The organism is Pseudomonadales bacterium (genome assembly GCA_013215025.1).
Lineage (GTDB): Bacteria > Pseudomonadota > Gammaproteobacteria > Pseudomonadales > DT-91 > DT-91.
The window spans coordinates 1-18,362 of record JABSRR010000142.1; the positions used below are offsets into that span (position 1 = coordinate 1).

General features: G+C 46.2%; 15 protein-coding genes. 11 read left to right on the forward strand and 4 right to left on the reverse strand.

Annotated features, from left to right (window positions below; genetic code table 11):
- The 9 genes from HRU21_09375 to HRU21_09415 all read left to right on the forward strand — a co-directional run.
- On the forward strand, positions 1-326 hold a 326-nt coding region (locus tag HRU21_09375), incomplete at its 5' end, for a hypothetical protein (protein ID NRA42498.1).
- 268 nt (positions 327-594) lie between these two features.
- Positions 595-2,685 carry an EAL domain-containing protein gene (locus HRU21_09380; protein ID NRA42499.1) on the forward strand — a complete coding sequence of 697 codons (2,091 nt, stop codon included), beginning with the start codon at positions 595-597 and terminating at the stop codon, positions 2,683-2,685.
- A 20-nt stretch (positions 2,686-2,705) separates the two neighbouring features.
- Positions 2,706-3,479 carry an enoyl-CoA hydratase/isomerase family protein gene (locus HRU21_09385; GenBank protein ID NRA42500.1) on the forward strand — a complete coding sequence of 258 codons (774 nt, stop codon included), beginning with the start codon at positions 2,706-2,708 and terminating at the stop codon, positions 3,477-3,479.
- A 237-nt stretch (positions 3,480-3,716) separates the two neighbouring features.
- Positions 3,717-5,177: a circularly permuted type 2 ATP-grasp protein gene (locus tag HRU21_09390; GenBank protein ID NRA42501.1), complete on the forward strand. Its 1,461-nt coding sequence runs from the start codon at positions 3,717-3,719 to the stop codon at positions 5,175-5,177.
- Positions 5,177-6,112, forward strand: coding sequence for an alpha-E domain-containing protein (locus HRU21_09395; GenBank protein ID NRA42502.1), 936 nt, complete (start codon positions 5,177-5,179; stop codon positions 6,110-6,112). The genes HRU21_09390 and HRU21_09395 overlap by 1 nt, the downstream gene beginning before the upstream one ends.
- 4 nt (positions 6,113-6,116) lie before the next feature.
- Positions 6,117-9,488 (forward strand): transglutaminase family protein, encoded by a 3,372-nt coding sequence (locus HRU21_09400; GenBank protein NRA42503.1) that lies wholly within the window; start codon positions 6,117-6,119, stop codon positions 9,486-9,488.
- 101 nt (positions 9,489-9,589) lie between these two features.
- Positions 9,590-12,109, forward strand: coding sequence for a circularly permuted type 2 ATP-grasp protein (locus HRU21_09405; protein NRA42504.1), 2,520 nt, complete (start codon positions 9,590-9,592; stop codon positions 12,107-12,109).
- A gap of 2 nt (positions 12,110-12,111) precedes the next feature.
- Positions 12,112-12,993 (forward strand): transglutaminase family protein, encoded by an 882-nt coding sequence (locus HRU21_09410; protein NRA42505.1) that lies wholly within the window; start codon positions 12,112-12,114, stop codon positions 12,991-12,993.
- Between the two features lie 100 nt (positions 12,994-13,093).
- On the forward strand, positions 13,094-13,576 hold the full coding sequence (locus HRU21_09415) for a VOC family protein (GenBank protein NRA42506.1): 483 nt from the start codon (positions 13,094-13,096) through the stop codon (positions 13,574-13,576).
- Between the two features lie 158 nt (positions 13,577-13,734).
- Here the strand turns inward: HRU21_09415 and HRU21_09420 are convergent, their stop codons facing one another.
- The 3 genes from HRU21_09420 to HRU21_09430 are packed head-to-tail and all read right to left on the reverse strand — an operon-like array spanning position 13,735 to position 15,662.
- Complete coding sequence (locus HRU21_09420) at positions 13,735-14,160, reverse strand: SRPBCC family protein (protein ID NRA42507.1); 426 nt, start codon at positions 14,158-14,160, stop codon at positions 13,735-13,737.
- Between the two features lie 25 nt (positions 14,161-14,185).
- Positions 14,186-14,689: a nuclear transport factor 2 family protein gene (locus HRU21_09425; GenBank protein ID NRA42508.1), complete on the reverse strand. Its 504-nt coding sequence runs from the start codon at positions 14,687-14,689 to the stop codon at positions 14,186-14,188.
- Positions 14,690-14,735: 46 nt separating this feature from the next.
- Positions 14,736-15,662, reverse strand: a complete 927-nt coding sequence (locus tag HRU21_09430) for an NAD(P)-dependent oxidoreductase (GenBank protein NRA42509.1) — start codon at positions 15,660-15,662, stop codon at positions 14,736-14,738.
- A 264-nt stretch (positions 15,663-15,926) separates the two neighbouring features.
- Between HRU21_09430 and HRU21_09435 the strand changes: the two genes are divergently transcribed.
- Positions 15,927-17,006: a hypothetical protein gene (locus HRU21_09435; protein NRA42510.1), complete on the forward strand. Its 1,080-nt coding sequence runs from the start codon at positions 15,927-15,929 to the stop codon at positions 17,004-17,006.
- 80 nt (positions 17,007-17,086) lie between these two features.
- Positions 17,087-17,893, forward strand: a complete 807-nt coding sequence (locus HRU21_09440) for a ParA family protein (protein ID NRA42511.1) — start codon at positions 17,087-17,089, stop codon at positions 17,891-17,893.
- Positions 17,894-17,936: 43 nt separating this feature from the next.
- On the opposite strand, the gene HRU21_09445 is transcribed toward HRU21_09440, so the two are convergent.
- The coding region (locus tag HRU21_09445) for a GMP synthase (glutamine-hydrolyzing) (GenBank protein NRA42512.1) at positions 17,937-18,362 on the reverse strand (426 nt) is incomplete at its 5' end.

An 18,362-nucleotide genomic window follows, 5' to 3' on the forward strand; every position in this document is an offset into this window, starting at 1 on the left:
CTGAGTTACCTGATGCTTTAGCGAAGCAATATCCTCTGCAAGGCTGTGCATTATATGTTTTGCAACAAAAACAGTCACGGCTGCCGCATACGCCTTTATTGGCGCTACGTTCAAAACGCGACGACACGTGGTTTTGGCTGGATAAAAACCCGCCAGCCGCGTTGATTGAACCTCTGCAAATAGCCTATCAAGCATTACCCGCAAATATTGTTGCCCTGCAGCACCAAAGCCACGGTACCGGGGTATACTTTGATGAACGGGGCGATCAACAGCTATTGGAGAGCCTGAAGCAACAGCTGGCAGACATTAACGCAGTCGCACAATAAACCCTACGGTTCAGTAATCTAGCGACCTTCGGGCAGAAAATAGTTGTCACGCGGTATTGCATAGCCTATATTCCTCATAAAATACAATAACAAATACGGCTTTTTCTTTCGCCTCTGAGACCCTTCAAGCGATATAATACTGGCGGCCCATTCCTCGACGATGAAGCAACGAGGATTACTTCTCGCTGAATTGCCTGATTTTTTGTTTTACGTGTTGACGCTGTAGCCAAGTCATCATGCATAAACTTAACGAGACAATTTAACTGACATGAAAACCTGGTTTAATTCTTTGTCATTGCATACCAAACAGACGCTGATCATTATTTTGATCAATGCCTTCTCGTTGCTGATTGCTTCATCACTGTATTTATCCAACAATGTTAGCTCAACCAAAGAACTGCTCGAGCAGCAAATGAATGCAACGGCAGAGATTATTGCCGGTAATATCACCTCTTCACTGCTGTTTCACGATGCCTTAGCGGCGCAAGATCAACTCAGTACCTTGATCACCGATGACAGTATTTTATACGCCAGCATATACGATGATAATAAGGCGTTTTTCGCGAATTTTGACAGCACGGCACATTTTCAGCGCCCTGACTTTGGCCAGTATCAGATTGGTTTACAAGAAACCGACAAGCACATCAACTTAGTCAAAGAAATATTTTATGACGGTGAAGTGATCGGTTATTTGTTGATGATCAAAGATGCGAAAATTCTTAACGATCAAAAAACTGGTCATACGCTGATTACCGCCTCAGTTTTTATGATGTCGCTACTGTTCGCCTGGTTTCTATCGATGCTGCTTCAACGCTGGTTATCGCGGCCCTTAAAAAATCTGGTCGGCATTATTGAGGATATCACCTCATCAAAAGACTACAGTCAGCGCTTAGTCAGCAGCTCTAAAGATGAGATCGGCAAATTAATGCAGGTATTCAATACCATGCTAGAAGCCGTGAAAGAGCGTGATGACAAGCTAAAAGCGCACGGCGAAGAACTAGAAGACCTGGTTAACCTGAAAACGCGCCAACTGCATCAGCGCTCTAATTACGACTTGCTAACGAAGCTGCCGAATCGTAATTTCTTAATTGAACAACTAGAACATCAGATCCAGCTTGCAAAAGAAACTCAAGAAAAGATTGCGGTTCTGTTTTTGGATCTTGACCGTTTTAAAATCATTAACGACAACCTCGGTCACTCAGTCGGCGACCAGGTGTTGAAAATTGCTGCCGAGCGCTTAAGCAATGTAGTGAGCAGCAGCGATAATGTTGCACGCTGGGGCGGCGATGAATTTGTGATCTTCTTGCGCAATATTAGTAATCAATCTGAAATTGAAGCCATTGCCAAAAATATAACCTTGGCACTTGAAGAAGTGATTCACCTGGGTGGGCAGCAGTTCCATATTTCTACCTCTATCGGCATTAGCCTATTCCCCTATAATGGCAAAGATGTATTTAGCCTCATTAAACATGCCGACGTCAGTATGTCGCGTGCTAAAGAAAAAGGCGCTGGGCATTATGTCTTCTACAGTGCCGACATGGATAATGGCAGCGTTGATCGACTGTCGATGGAAACTAAGCTGCGCCGCGCGATTGATAACCAAGAGATGAACCTGGTCTATCAGCCGAAGATAAATATCCAAAAAAATACCTTATGCGGCGTTGAAGCGCTTATCCGCTGGCATGATCCTGAACTTGGTAATGTGCCGCCTAGTCAGTTTATTCCTTTGGCGGAAGAAATTGGCCTAATCAATAAAATTGGCGAATTTGTCATTCGAACTGCCTGCCAACAACATGCAAGCTGGCGTGCGATGGGCCTAGACCCGGTGCGCATCGCGATCAACTTATCACCCTCGCACTTATCTGAGCCAAAGATTGTCGAGCATGTGCTAAAAGAAATGGACTTTTATAAAGTCGAGCCCGAGCATCTAGAGCTAGAAATTACAGAAGAGACTTTTCTCGACTCTTCTGAGCAATGTAAGAAAAATCTTGCGCTGTTTCATAAATTTGGTCTGCGTATCTCAATCGATGACTTTGGCACCGGCTACTCTTGCCTGAGTTACTTACTGGATTTACCGGTTACCACACTCAAAATCGATGGCAGCTTTGTGCGCAAGCTTGGCACCCAACCTGAGAACGACGGTATCGTTAACGCCATCATGATGCTAGGCCATGGTCTTGGCCTGCAGGTTGTTGCTGAGTGTGTCGAAACCGAAGCTCAGCTAGCATTTTTACAAGAGAACGGCTGCGATGTGATCCAAGGCTTTTATTTCTCTAAACCCCTGAAAGCTGATCAGCTCGTTGACTATATGCACCGAGCCAGCTATCAGCGCCGCGAGCAAGCCCACGCTGCGGTATAACTCTCGTTAAAGGAACTCTTATGACTGATGCAGTGATCCTTCAATCACTGTCGGAGCATGGCGTGTTAACGCTGACATTTAACCGACCAAATAAAAAAAATGCTTTTAATCGCCCAGCCTGGGCTGCGCTTCGGGATATTTTTATCAGCGCTAAGGATGATCCCAAAGTTGCCTGCATTGTTTTACAAGGTGCTGGCAAGGATTTTTCATCGGGTATGGATTTGGCTGATTTTGGCGGCGATGGCGATGCAACCGAGCACCCTTTTTATTCCGCCCAGGAAGCCGTTATGGCCTTCGACAAACCCTTGATCGGCGCTGCCAAGGGGATTGCGGTTGGCGGTGGCGCCACGCTTCTATTTCATTGCGATATTATTTATGTTGGCGAATCACTGCGCATGCGCCTGCCCTTTGTTAGCCTTGGCCTGGTTCCTGAGTTTGCCGCCAGCTATGTATTGCAACAAATGATTGGCTCACGTCGCGCGGCAGAACTATTTTATACCGCTGAATGGATTTCAGCAGAGCGTGCACTGTCTACTGGTATCGCAACAGCCGTTTGCGCCGATGATGAATTGTTCTCTCAGGCAGAGAGCAAAGCCAATGAAATTGCGCAATGGCCAGTTGTTGCCTTACAGGCAACTAAGCGCTGTTTGAAAACTGCGCACCAAGCTGGGCTAGATGCCGCGAAAATTGAAGAACGCTTGGGCATGGACAAACTTGCCGGCGCACCCGAAAACATGGAAGCGGTCATGGCATTTATTGAAAAACGTGAACCTGATTTTAAACAATTCCGTTAATACACCGGCCTAGCACTCCTCCCATTATTGGCATTGTCAGCTATGCTGACAGTGCTAGCGAAGCATCGGCTTCTCTATAAAATAACTGATTTTCTTCCAGCTATTTCGACAATCACTCGACAAATTGATCGCTTAGCGGCACTATTCATAAAACTGTCACAGACTTCTATTAGCGTATAGCAATCTCAAAGTTGTTGATCAAGCTAGCTTTGGCATTGCGGTATATAGGGATTGACCATGAAAGACGCTTGGCATAATTATCGTTCTGAAGGTTTTTTTGATGAATTGCTTACCCCGGCAGGTAACCCTCGCCTAGCCTCGAAAAAGCTAATAAGTCATCTTCGTAAACTACCAAAAGCCGAGTTTCAGGCACGCCAGCAAATGGCCGAATCGACGATTCGTGAAATGGGTGTATCTTTCACGGTATACACTGAAGAAGGAAACATAGACCGCGCCTGGCCATTCGATATTATTCCGCGCGTAATTGATAAAAAACAGTGGCAAAAAACTGCGCAAGGTTTAGAGCAGCGCCTTACTGCATTAAACTTATTTATTGATGACCTCTACCATGAACAGCGCATTATCAAAGATGGCATCATCCCTGAGTTTGTTCTCAAGCAGTCAAAAAATTACCTCGCACAATGCGAGGGTATATCGCCGCCACATGGCGTATGGGCTCATATTTGTGGCAGCGATCTAGTACGCGACAAAGACGGTCAGTTCTACGTTTTAGAAGATAACCTCAGAGTACCATCAGGGGTATCGTATATGTTAGAAAACCGCTCTATTATGAAACGTGTGCTACCGGAGTTGTTTGAAAAAATTGAAATTTCAGCCGTAGATGATTACCCAGAGCAGCTGCTATCAATGCTTAGCAGTTTATCGCCGCGCAAGGTGAAAAATCCAACCGTCGTCGTGTTAACACCTGGCATTTTTAATTCGGCATATTTTGAGCATGCGTTTCTGGCGCAGCAAATGGGCGCAGAATTAGTTGAGGGCAGTGATTTAATTGTGCAAGACGACGACTGCGTGTATATGAAAACCATCAGTGGTTTGACGCGAGTCGATGTTATCTATCGTCGTATCGATGATGAATTTTTAGATCCCGAAGTGTTTAACCCACAGTCGGTACTTGGGGTTAAGGGCCTAATGCGGGCCTGGAAACAGGGCAATGTTGGACTGGCAAATGCACCCGGTGCAGGGGTCGCCGATGATAAAGTTGTCTATGCCTATGTTCCAGACATTATTCGCTATTATCTCGATCAAGAGCCATTAATTCCGAATGTTGAAACCTATCTCTGTTATGAGGACAAGGCGCGAGAGTATGTGCTTGCGAATCTTGATAAATTGGTCGTTAAACCGGCCAATGAGTCTGGTGGCTATGGCATGCTAATCGGACCGCACTCGAGTAAAAAAGAGCGTGATGAATTTGCTAAGCTAATCAAGAAAAATCCGCGCAACTATATCGCACAACCCACGCTGGCTTTATCAACCGCACCTACCATCGCTGCGAAATCTGAGCTTGCGCCTAGGCATATCGATCTACGGCCCTTTATTTTGCAGGCCAAATCTACCTATGTAACCACCGGTGGCCTAACCCGTGTCGCCATGCGAGAGGGATCGTTAGTGGTAAACTCCTCACAAGGCGGCGGCAGTAAAGACACATGGATTGTCGATACCGACGGGAGGACGAATTAATGTTGTCTAAAGTTGCCGAACGCATTTACTGGATAGGTCGATACTTAGAGCGAGTCGAATCAACTGCGCGTTTAGTCAGTATCTATGACAATATCTTATTTGACCTACCACGCAACAGCGGTATTAGTTGGTATAACCTGATTATCATTAACCATCTTGAGCATGATTTTGCTGAACGATACTCGGTCAGAGATGAACGCAACGTTGTTAAATTTTTGCTCGGTGATAATAGCAATCCATCGTCTGTCGTTTCATCATTAAAAGCGGTTCGAGAAAACGTTCGAACCACACGTGATGTAGTGCTTGAAGAAACCTGGGAAATGACTAACGAACTCTCTATGTTTGTTAACGAGAACATTCAGCAAGGAATTAATCGCCGCCAGCGGCATGAATTTCTTAATCAGGTGATCTTAGGCTGCCAACAAATTATTGGCATGTTATTTGGTAGTTTACCGCATGACGCTGGCTGGCATTTTCTAACTTTAGGCCGAAGCCTAGAGCGAGCCGATATGACCACGCGTATTTTAGATGCGGCAGCCTCTGCCTACCAAGACTCATTGAGTGACGATGCTGCCGTCAATACCCGCCAAATCATTCTCGGCCATGCCTTACGCGTATTAAATGCTGACCAATCGTATCGACGTATTATGCGCTCTACCGTTAATGCTGATGCAGTATTTGAATTTATTCTCGACAGTGAGGTGTTTCCCCGCGCGATTAATTTTTGCCATCGAGACATCTCGCAAGCAGTGAGAAAATTGCCCAGAAATACCGAGGTCGTAAAAGCATTCGAACAACTGCAAACGGAGCTAAGCCAGCATAAAACTATGCATGCGCTAGATGATAGCTTTCGTCAATACCTGAATCAGCTGCAAATCATGCATAACGCCTTGCATAGCACAATCAGCAAAACATGGTTTCCACATTTGAGTTAAGCCTATGACCATTCGTGTGGCAATTTCCCATAACACTTACTATACATTTGATCGTGCAGTTGAATTAGCACCACATACCATTCGACTTCGCCCTGCCCCGCATACGCGCACACCTATTCACAGCTACAGCTTGAAAATTGAGCCGAGCGAGCATTTTATTAACTGGCAGCAAGACGCCTATGGTAATTACTTAGCCAGGCTTGTTTTTCCAGAACCTACGACAAAGCTATCAGTTGAGGTTGAGGTATTAGCAGATCTGACGGTGATAAACCCGTTTGATTTTTTTGTTGAAGACTATGCTGAACACTTTCCGTTTACATACCCTACAACACTGCAAAAAGAGCTGCAGCCATATTTAAGCTGCAGAAAAAAAACTAAACGTTTCGGCGATTTGTTAGAACGCCTACCCCGTAAAAAGATGCGGAGCATAGATTATCTGGTAAAAGTGAACAGCATCGTTAACCAACTGGTAGCTTACACGATCCGCATGGAACCGGGCGTACAAACCCCAGAACAAACGCTAAAGCGTAAAAAAGGCTCTTGCCGAGACTCAGCCTGGCTGCTAGCACAATTGCTGCGACATCAGGGTTTAGCCAGCCGCTTTGTATCAGGCTACTTAGTACAACTTAAAGCCGATGAAGCTTCAATTGATGGGCCATCAGGGCCCAGTGAAGACTTTACTGATTTACATGCCTGGTGCGAAGTATTTATTCCTGGTGCAGGCTGGATAGGCCTTGACCCTACCTCAGGCCTGTTTGCCAGCGAAGGTCATATCCCACTTGCTTGTTCTGCTGAACCACAGTCTGCTGCACCGATTGAGGGTGCACTTGAAGATTGCGAGGTAAGTTTTGATTTTAGTAATGAAGTCACGCGCTTTCGTGAGGATCCTCGCGTAACCTACCCTTACAGCGACGACCAATGGCATCAGGTATTACAGCTGGGTGAAAGCATAGACCAACGGTTAGTGTCTGAAGACGTGCGTTTAACCATGGGCGGCGAACCAACTTTTGTCTCGATAGATGATATGGAGTCAGCTCAATGGAATACTGCAGCCTTGGGTAGCGAAAAATCTATGCTAGCCAAGCAGTTAATTCTTAAATTACGTCAGCATTTTGCCCCTAACGGCTTGCTGCATTATGGACAAGGCAAATGGTATCCTGGCGAGCCCTTACCACGCTGGGCAATGAGCCTTTTTTGGCGCAAGGATGGTGTAGCGCTATGGCAGCACACTGAATACCTTGCCAAAATAGATAGCGATTATGGTGCCGATCTACAACAAGCCCAAGCTTTTATGCAGGCGGTCACCGATCATCTTGGCTTAGCCACTGACTCTGCCATTCCAGCCTATGAGGACCCCTTACATTATTTGCAGGAAGAACAAAAACTGCCGCTGCAGCAAGATTTACAATCGCTGCAGCAGCAAGCAAAGCTTGATCGCCTTCGTTTACAGCGCGTGATGAAACAGGCGATGCGGCAGGCTGTCGGTTTTGTACTACCAATAGACTGGCAAAATCAGTGGCGCAGCGCAGCATGGCATTTTAAACGACAAGCCTTAATCTTAATACCTGGCGATTCGCCCATTGGTTTACGTCTGCCATTAAATCAGTTGTTAGATAAGCTACCGGCTCATACAGAACGTGACCCTTTTAGCCAAGCCCAAGATTTAGCTCAGCAATTAGATCTAAGTCAATCCATGCAAGCAAGCGTCGCTAGCGCTGCACAGCAACGTCAAAGCGAGCAAGGCTTAAACATATCTAAAGGCAAGAAAACAGCTTGCAGCGACTCTCAGCCTGCTGTCGATGATCTGATTATCACCGCCTTAGTGATTGAGCCGCGTGATGGTAAGTTATTTATATTTATGCCGCCGCTGCCTGAGCTGGCCGATTATCTTCGCCTATTGTCAGTGATTGAAGCTGTTGCCGTTAAGTTAGATCAGCCAGTCATCATAGAAGGATATGAGCCACCGCGAGACCCTCGTTTGGAAAAGCTTGCGGTCACACCAGACCCTGGCGTTATTGAAGTCAATATGCATCCCAGTGATAGCTGGCAAGCTTTAGTCACTAACACCGAAGCGCTGTACCGCTTGGCGCGGGAAACCCGACTTGGCGCTGAAAAATTCATGCTCGATGGGCGTCATACTGGCACTGGAGGTGGCAATCATATCACCCTAGGTGGGCAAACACCGGCTGACAGCCCGATATTACGTAAGCCAAATATATTACAAAGCATGGTGACGTTTTGGCAGCACCACCCGGCTTTGTCATATTTGTTTTCTGGCAGCTTTATTGGCCCTACCAGTCAAGCTCCACGCGTCGATGAAGGCCGCGACGAGGTACTGTATGAACTCGAAATTGCATTTCAACAAATGCCTGAAGGTCTATCAGATCAACCTTGGCTGGTTGATCGTCTGTTTCGTAACTGTCTGATTGACGTAACCGGCAACACTCATCGCGCCGAATTTTGTATTGATAAACTGTATGCACCCGGCATGGCTTCAGGCCGCTTAGGGCTGCTCGAGCTGCGCGGCTTTGAAATGCCCCCGCATTATCAAATGTCTTTAGTGCAGGGGCTGCTGGTGCGGGCACTGCTGTTGCGATTTTGGCAGACCCCCTATCAACATAAGCTGGTGCGCTGGGGCACGCGCTTACATGATAAATTTATGTTGCCGCATTATATTGAGCAAGATATACGAGAAGTCGTCAAAGACCTCACAGCTCATGGCATCGCCTTTGACGCCGACTGGCTAGCACCATTTATGGAGTTTCGTTTTCCGTTTTATGGCCAAGTACAGCTCGACGGCATAAGCCTTGAACTGCGCTGGGCGATAGAGCCGTGGCATGTACTTGGTGAAGAAGTTGGCAGTTTTGGCACTGCTCGTTATGTTGATTCATCAGTTGAGCGACTGCAGGTAAAGCTTCAAGATTTCAACCCCGAACGTTATGTGCTGAGCTGTAATGGGCGCCGTGTGCCGCTGCAAGCAGGCACACGACAGGGTGAATATATTGCCGGCGTTCGCTATCGTGCCTGGTCACCGCCTTCGGCGCTGCATCCAACGCTGCCCGTCAACACGCCCTTACATTTTGATCTGATCGACACCTGGAATGGTCGCTCCATTGGCGGCTGCAGCTATCATGTATCACACCCGGGGGGCCGTAACTATGAGGTATTCCCGATCAATGCCTTAGAGGCCGAGGCAAGACGCTTCAACCGTTTTGAGCAAACCAACCATCAGCAAGGCGCTTACACGCCGCTGCCTGAGTTAGATGCATTGCGCGAGTTTACTCCTAAGCATCAGGTTAAACCGATGGCGCCACCGGCAGAAGAGCCTAGCGACGATTATCCATTTACATTAGACTTACGCACCACGCTTAGCTAATACATTGGCAGGCGGGCAAGACACTTACTTAGGATAAATTTTATACATATATGTCATTGCATAGCGTAAATCATCCGAATAAGCCATCTGATCCAGATTTAATGCTTTATCAGCCATCGGGCTCAGGCATTCATGAAGCTTTGTTAGCGGAGAACAAAGCTGAAGATAGCCGCTTTAAACCCCATTGGCAGCAGTATCTTGACCGCTTACAACAAATGTCGGTTGACGAATTTCGTCTGAAACAAGCAAAATCGCTGCGACTGCTGCGTGATGATGGCGCCACCTATAATATCTATCAACAAAACAGTAAATTTGCCAGCACTTGGGCTCTTGACCTGATTCCGCATTTAATTAGCTCTGAAGAATGGGGACGCATAGAGTCTGGCTTGATTGAACGCGCCGAACTATTTAACTGTATCTTAAACGATATTTATGGCCCACGTGAACTGATTCGCCAAGGCGTGATTCCGCCTGAAGCTATTTTTGCTCATCAAGGCTTCTTGCGCGCCTGCGACGGTTTAAGCTTGCCTGGAGAGGCGCAGCTAATTTTACACGGCGTTGATTTAATTCGCAGCGATGAGGGCGGTTTACAAGTGCTGGCCGATCGAACCCAAGCCCCCAGTGGCGCAGGTTATGCCTTAGAAAATCGCACCGTCATGTCACGCGTTTTCCCAAGCCTTTATCGCGATAGCCAGGTGCATCGCTTAGCCAGCTTTTTTCAACGTCTGCGGCAAAAGTTGCAAGGCTTGTCTCAGTCCTATCAACAGGCGCGGATTGTAGTACTTACCCCAGGCTCTAAAAACGAAGCCTACTTTGAACATGCCTTCATTGCCAACTATCTTGGCTTTCATCTGGTACAAAGTGGTGACTTAGTGGTGCGCAATGGCTATTTATGGATGAAGTCTTTAGATGGCCTACACCGAGTCGATGTGATTTTAAGACGCGTTGATGATTGGTATTGTGACCCTTTAGAATTGCGCGGCAACTCTTTGTTAGGCGTGCCCGGCTTACTCTCGGTCGTTCGCGCTGGCCGGGTACATATTGCCAACCCCCTAGGCTCAGGTATATTAGAAAACCCGATTTTATTAAAATATCTGCCGCAAATCAGCGAATTTTACCTCGGTCGCGAGCTACGGCTGCCCTCTGTTGCAACCTACTGGCCGCAAGATCCGGATGACCTTCGCTATATAGAAGCAAATTTTCAGCAACTGATCATTAAACCTATCTACCGCGGGCGGGGAGAGTTTACCCAGGTAGTGGCGCAGCTGAGCGCAGATCAACAAAATCAGTTATTGCATCAGATTCGGCAGGCGCCAATCAACTATGTTGCTCAGCCGACCGTTAGCGCGAGTCAGCTACCGATATTTGATAAACGACAGATAATTTCTCGGCCCATGATCTTGCGTGGCTTTGTTGCCGCGGGTGAAACTGGCTACCATGCCATGACGGGGGGCCTGACTCGAGTAGCAAACAGTGAGCAGAGTTTTATTTCTAGCCAGCTGGGCAGTATCAGTAAAGATACCTGGGTGATTAGCTCAGAACCCGGACAGGAACTGAGTTTAGCAGACGAGCAGGTTGAGGAACAAGAAGCTGACTTAATCAGCCTACCCAGCCGAGTAGTAGAAAATCTATTTTGGTTAGGTCGTCACGCAGAGCGAGCCGAGGCTAGCTTACGCTTATTAAGAACCGTCTTTGTATTACTCTCGGGAGAAGAGCCCTTATCGGCATCCTGCCGCAAACAATTATTGCAAGCCCTCACGTATTTAAGTGATACGTTTCCGGGCTTTGTCATCGATGAGCCTGCAGAACTATTGGCCGACCCCTACCCCGAACTGCTTTCAATCATTTTAGATAAGCAGCGTATCGGCTCTGTAAGCGCTAACTTGCACGCCATGTTTTTAGCTGCTGATCAATCTAAAGAAATGATCTCCTCAGATATGCTGCAGGTTATCAACGAAATTCGTGATATTTTACAATCCTTGGAGTCTTCCCTCACACGAGAGCTGAATTCGGCTCCAGAACAAGTGTTAGACCCATTGGTATCTGCATTAATGGCATTATCAGGGCTAAGCCAAGAAAGCATGCTGCGTGGCGTCGGCTGGCGTTTCATGCAAATTGGTAAGCGCTTAGAACGTGCTCTGCAAACGCAAAATTTAGTCACCCATATGCTAGCGCATCAGCAAACGGCCGCTGATCAGAAGGTGTTAATCAGTGCCACGCTATCTTGCATGGAAAACCTGATCAGCTACCGTCGACGCTATCGAGGCAGCTTTGGTCTATCCTCTTGTTTCGACTTAATTTTACTCGACACCAGTAATCCACGTTCATTGCTGTTTCAGCTGGATGAGCTAGTCACGCATATTGAAGCGCTACCCCAAGGTGAGGTGCATCACCATGAGCTGCCCCTTGAACAGCAGCTCGCGCGCCAGGCCAGACAGTTGATTCAACTAAGCCAGTTAAAAACGCTGTGTCAGTTAAGTGACGGCACACGGCCCCAGTTATTTAATAATCTTGATCAACTGCAGCAGTTATTGAATGATCTCAGCAACAGTATCAGTGATAAATACTTCGACCTTCGACAAAATGCTCGACAGCTGATTGAAGCACGCTGGGAAAACTGATTATGCGTTATCGAATTCGACATATAACCGCCTATGAATATCCGCAGCTGGTCAGTCATTGCTACAATATCGCCAATATGCTGCCGCTCAGTAATCGACGTCAACAATGTCTGAAACAACGCATTTCGGTGTCGCCGACCCCAGAAATTGAGCAATCCCATCGTGATTACTTTGCCAATCATGCTTATCATTTTGAAATACAGCGACCGCACAAACAATTAACCATTACCGCTGAAAGCGAGGTTGAAACCCAAGCACAACGAATTTCAGACAGTCTAGACTTTGGCTTAAGCTGCCAAGAGGCGCGCAACGAACTCTACCAACATCGCAGTCAAGATAATCTGAATGCCAGAGAATTTGTGCTTAACTCACGTTTAGCGGCAGCGCACCCCGAGCTGCTTGACTATGCCAAGCCCTGCTTCGATGATCAAAAGCCCTTGCTATCAGCAGTGCAAGAGTTAACCGCTAAAATTTATCATGAATTTGAATACTGCAGTGATGCAACGAATATTGCCACCCCGCTGAGCGAGGTGATGCAGAGCCGCAAAGGCGTATGTCAGGATTTTGCGCATCTACAAATTGCATGCCTCAGAGCTTTGGGCTTCGCCGCCCGTTATATCTCCGGCTATATTGAAACTCTAGCGCCGCCCGGTAAAGAAAAGCTGGTTGGTAGTGATGCTAGTCATGCCTGGATTGCAGTGTATTCGCCAGCAGAAGGCTGGATAGAGTTTGATCCCACCAATAATTGCTTAGCTGGCGAACAGCATATTATTACCGCCATCGGTCGCGATTTTGCCGATGTCTCACCGCTTAAAGGGGTAATATTTGGCGGCGGACAAGACGCTGAACTGCAGGTCTCGGTCGATGTCGCGCGGCTAGCCTAACACAGCCAATCAAGCAGCTAATCGATAGAAATTTTAATGTTCTTTTGCCGCGAGTTGACTAAAATAGACGCCGTTTATATTTACTCACAAAGGAAACATCATGTCAGAGCGTCCATTTAAAATTTTAGGCATTCAACAAATCGCAGTTGGTGGTTTAGATAAAAACAAACTGCGAAAATTTTGGGTCGACACGCTAGGCCTGACTTATGCCAGCACCTTTGTCAGTGAAAAAGAAAATGTAGACGAGGACATCTGCGAAGCAGGCTCTGGTCCGCTGAAAGTAGAAGTCGACCTCATGCAGCCGCTAGATCCAAATAAAAAGCCCAAAGTGCATGAGCCAGCACTGAATCACGTTGGCCTGTGGGTAGACCACCTAGCGGATGCGGTGAGCTGGCTGACCGAGCAAGGGGTTAGATTTACCCCTGGTGGCGTGCGCCCTGGTGCGGCAGGCTATGATGTCTGTTTTATTCACCCGAAAGGCAATGAGGAATTTCCTATTGGCTCTGAAGGCGTGCTAGTTGAGCTAGTGCAAGCGCCACAGGCAGTCATTGATGCCTATGCCACCATTGAGCAGATGTCATAATATCAACTGCACAAGCGCAGCATAGGGGCTGTCTCCTATGCTGCTGATTAGCATCTTGGCCTAGTATCTTGACTTAAGCATGTTTAATAGCATCGTTAAGCTGCTTAATCTGCTTAGCCGCTATGATATAAAATAGCGCTATCAATATTTTTCGTTTATCAGAAATAAGCTTTAAGCCAGTCAATCAACTGTTGATAGGTTGCTTTAATCATGGCTTCAGCATCTTGCTGGCTTACCCCATCGGCAATGCAGTTAGATTGCCAACATACTTCACAACTTTTATCATCTATGGGCTTTAGTTTGGCGCTGGCTGAGTAATCGCTCAACGGTAATGGTAAGCCCTGAGGAATCGCATAGCTAAAGCTAAACTCTGCGGCATTAATCGAATTAAGTTGCTCATCAATAGGCTCATCTAGACCTTCAACGTAAATACGGCGAATCATCCCCACGCCTTCACCTATCACTTCAACCTTGTCGATGCCCGGCACCCATAATGTGATATTGCCAAAATCTTCTAACACTGGCCATACTTTGTCGATGCTGGCTGGTACGATATCGGTCACGGCAACAGTAATAATTGTCATCTGTAATCCCTAGATTTTCTTAGCCTTAAGCTACTGGCAATAATTGTGGATTCATCGCGGCTACAACTTTGGCCAAGCCATCTTGCAGATCGCTGATCAATGTCGAAGTCGCTTTAAATGTGGTAGCTTGTATTTGCCATCCGCCATCAGTTTTCACAAATCGATCTTGATAAAAGCCCGACAGCTGCGTCAAACGATTTCGCTTAGTATTAATTTGAAAGAAAAATAAATCCCAGCAAGCCACTGCAACCGTGTCACTGATGATCGATATTTGCGGATTTTGCCCATGATGGGTATCAATAATATGATCATGGCAGGCTTGCTCGCGGAATAGATCAACTAGCGCATCGCGATGGTCAAAAACACCTACTGCGCCATAGTCAATCAGGCAAGACTCAGCCACAAAACACTCGCGCATGACCTCTAGCTGTTTTTGATCACAGGCGTGAAAATAGCGCGCCTTGAGTTTTTTTATCGCTTCAATATCTTCAAGCTGCTGAATACGCTGTAGTATTGTTGAGTCGCTCATTGGGCTACCTTATGGCTTTATGTAATTGAATCGTTATGCGAAAAATTTACGCATGTGTTTGTAATAAATCAGGTGCCAGGGCCTCAATCATCGATTTGATGCCACGCTGCCACGGCATATGACACGCACCTGTGAGTTGCGTTTGTTTTGTGGTATCCACGGTTAAATTACCAAGCGCCTGCTCGGTTGTATTAAAGCTAAGCGGCAGGCCTGTAAGCTCGGACATATATTCACACCATTGCTCAATGCTCACCACCTCATCACCGGCAAGATTTACCAAGGTAGTGTCGCTACTAGCAGCGGCTAACAGATAAGGTATTTTGGCAATATAGTCATCCGCATGAATCGGAGAATAGCCATTCGGCTGATCTGGGTGAATATCAATTGGCATACCATTTTGCATCATCATTAAGTGAAAATACGGCCAACATGGAAAATTTCCATAGGGTACATTCAAGCGTGCAATGGTTAAGGGAATATCAAAGGTTTTTGCAGCGAAACGCGCCACCGATTCAGCAGCGATTTTAGAGATCGAATAGGTTTCAAATAAGTGTTTATGATTATCACCTAGGGCCGCGTGTTCGTCTTTAGCGTGATGATCACTGTATGCATACACCGCGGTTGATGATACATGCAGAAAGGCCGCCACATTTTGATAGCGCTGCATCAAATGTCCTAGGTTTTCAGCATTGATCGCTAAGTCGGTGCGCCACTTTCCCGACTTAGCAACGGCTAAATTCAACACATAGTCGACGTCTGGCAGCTGCGAGAAATCGCTCGAGGCTAAATCAACTATAACAGGTGTAGCGCCAAGCGCTTGCATAGCTGTCTGCTGCGCAGGCTTTTGATAACGCGCCGCGGCGAAAACCTCAGAACTATCTGCCAATGCAGCAATGATTGGCTGTGCAACAAAGCCCGTAGCCCCGGTAATTAGTAAGCGTTTTCCCTGTAAATCGACAGGTTTTATCGTCATATCCCACCCTATTATTCTTATAATCCATCTTTATTACTGAAAGTTCTGTACGAAATGTCTGAATTTAAGGCAAACAGCGCTTTCTCACAGTCATTTGACATATCTTGTCTATATTACTGATATAACCGTGATTTTCACTACTATTTGCTGATTTTAGCGATGGAGCAATGCTGCTGGTTTGTAGTTAGCATCCTAGCTCCTCTACAGCAGAATTTTTTAGCAATACACTAGTGTATTACGATGCGGTAAATAATGATTTAGGTAATGAGTATCATGTTAATCGATATTGAAAGCGCCGAACAAAGCCAATCGCTGGCCAATGTGAGCAGCGATAAGTTAATGCATATTCTGAAACACCAGTGTGACCAACGACAGCGCAGAATCAGCACCCTACCGCACCAGCAAGCCTTGGAGCTTTTATTTGCTCAATTTCTGTTTCAGTACTACGGCCAGCAATCGTTTATTCAATCGCCTGCGATTGACAAAATTATGCAACATTTCATTAAACCGTCAGCGCGCCAGCAATACACCGACCGTTTCAGTGCCGAACTACAGCAATGTTTACACCATTGCGTGCAGGCTAAAAATAGTGAGGACTTACTCAAAAGATTATCATTAGATCAAGCCGCGATGCAGCAGCTGGGCGAGTTAAGCAAGTTATTACTGACACATCAGTTATTAAAACCTCAACAACAGCGCTTTCAATCAACCCGCGCACAGCTTGCCGGATTAGATATTACCGCTTTACAAATACTGTGCTGTGCGAATGTGATTTATAGCGCATTACTCGTTGAGCCTGAGGCCGAACAAAACTTACTGCAGCAGGCGATTTTTCAAGAGGGTTTAGAATCAGCGTTTATTGCTGAACATGTAGCCAAGCAATTTTCTTTAGCGCCGCTGCAGCTCGCGCTCTGCACCTTTGTACGCAGCATCAATTTATTGCTAATGCATGAGTTTTGTCAGCAACATGCGCTGATCCAGCAGCCAAGTGATAAACCCAAGCCCAACACTGCGCAGCGTGCTGGCATCACCAGTGAAAAAAGTATCCCTTCGGCCGATGCGTTTAAAACCGTTTATAGCTTTCTGACCAAACTAGACTATTGGTTAGCCAAAGACTTAGGCTTAGATGACAATATTCTGTATATATTAAAGTACGCCTTTGTTGAGAAATCTGAACTACCGATGTCGACTCGCGCATTATTTATCACCGAGCGCTGTCACTTATTGTTTAATTTATTTAAACATGGGCACATCGACGCTGATAATTTGCGCAGCAATATGCATCAGCTGGGCCTCAGAGCAGAACATTTTCCACAAATTTATCAAACCTCGACCCAGCATTAATCCTGCAATTGCGCGGCAAAGGCTAGTCAAGCCGCCAGCAAACTCTTACAATGCAAAAAAAGCATTGCCAAGGAGTTTGTATGCGCCGCGTCATATTCAATCAAAAAGGTGGAGTAGGAAAATCTAGCATAAGCTGTAACTTGGCAGCGGTATCGGCCTCAATTGGCTATAAAACCCTGCTAGTTGACTTAGATGTGCAAGGTAATTCGAGCTTTTATTTGGGTTACGATAGCCACACCCCAGAGCGTCGTCAAAGTCTTGATGGCAGTGTAGCAGAGCTGTTTAAACAAACATCAGGCGGCTGGTTTGGCGCAAAAAAGCCGCTTAGCGACTTTATCTTTCACACCGAGTTCGACAATCTTCACTTAATGCCGTCTAACCCAGCTCTTGAGCACATTGAAAAAGAACTTGAGAGCAAATATAAAATTTATAAGCTGCGTGATGCACTGGTTGAATTAAGTGAAGATTACGATCGCATCTATATCGACACCCCGCCAAATTTTAATTTTTATGCAAAGTCCGCGCTGATTGCGGCAGAGTCTGTGGTTATTCCTTTTGATTGTGATTCGTTCTCTAAAAACGCTTTATACAACTTACTAAACAATTTAGTTGAGCTGCGTGAAGACCATAATCCCAATTTGCGCATTGAAGGCATTGTAGTAAACCAATTTAATGCCCAGGCTAAGCACCCCAGTGAATTAATCGCGCAGCTGCGCGAAGAAGACTTACCGGTTCTGGACGTATTTCTTAACTCATCCGTTAAAATGAAAGAGTCGCATGCGGCGCAGCGACCATTGGTTTACTATGCCTCTAGTCATAAGCTGACAGAACAATTTCGCGAACTGTTTGACCATATTGAAGATGTTACCGAGGCAGCTGAGGGCTGAGGCTCATTTAAGATTTTATAAAGAAAACCTAATGCGTTAGGATCTACTCCCACTCAATCGTTGCTGGCGGCTTACTGGAAACATCATAGGCCACACGCGAAACATCAGGAATTTCATTGATGATGCGACGAGAGACGGTTTCTAATAATTCATAAGGCAGATGCGCCCAGCGTGCAGTCATAAAGTCTACCGTTTCAACCGCGCGCAGTGTAATCACCCAGGCATAACGACGCGCATCGCCAACCACACCAACCGATTTTACTGGCGTGAATACGGCAAAGGCTTGACTGGTTTTATGATACCAATCTGCATTATGTAACTCTTGCATAAAAATAGCGTCGGCTTCACGTAAGATATCAGCGTATTCTTTTTTCACTTCACCTAAAATTCTCACGCCTAGGCCAGGACCTGGGAATGGGTGACGATAGACCATATTATAAGGTAGCCCGTATTGAAGACCTAACTTTCT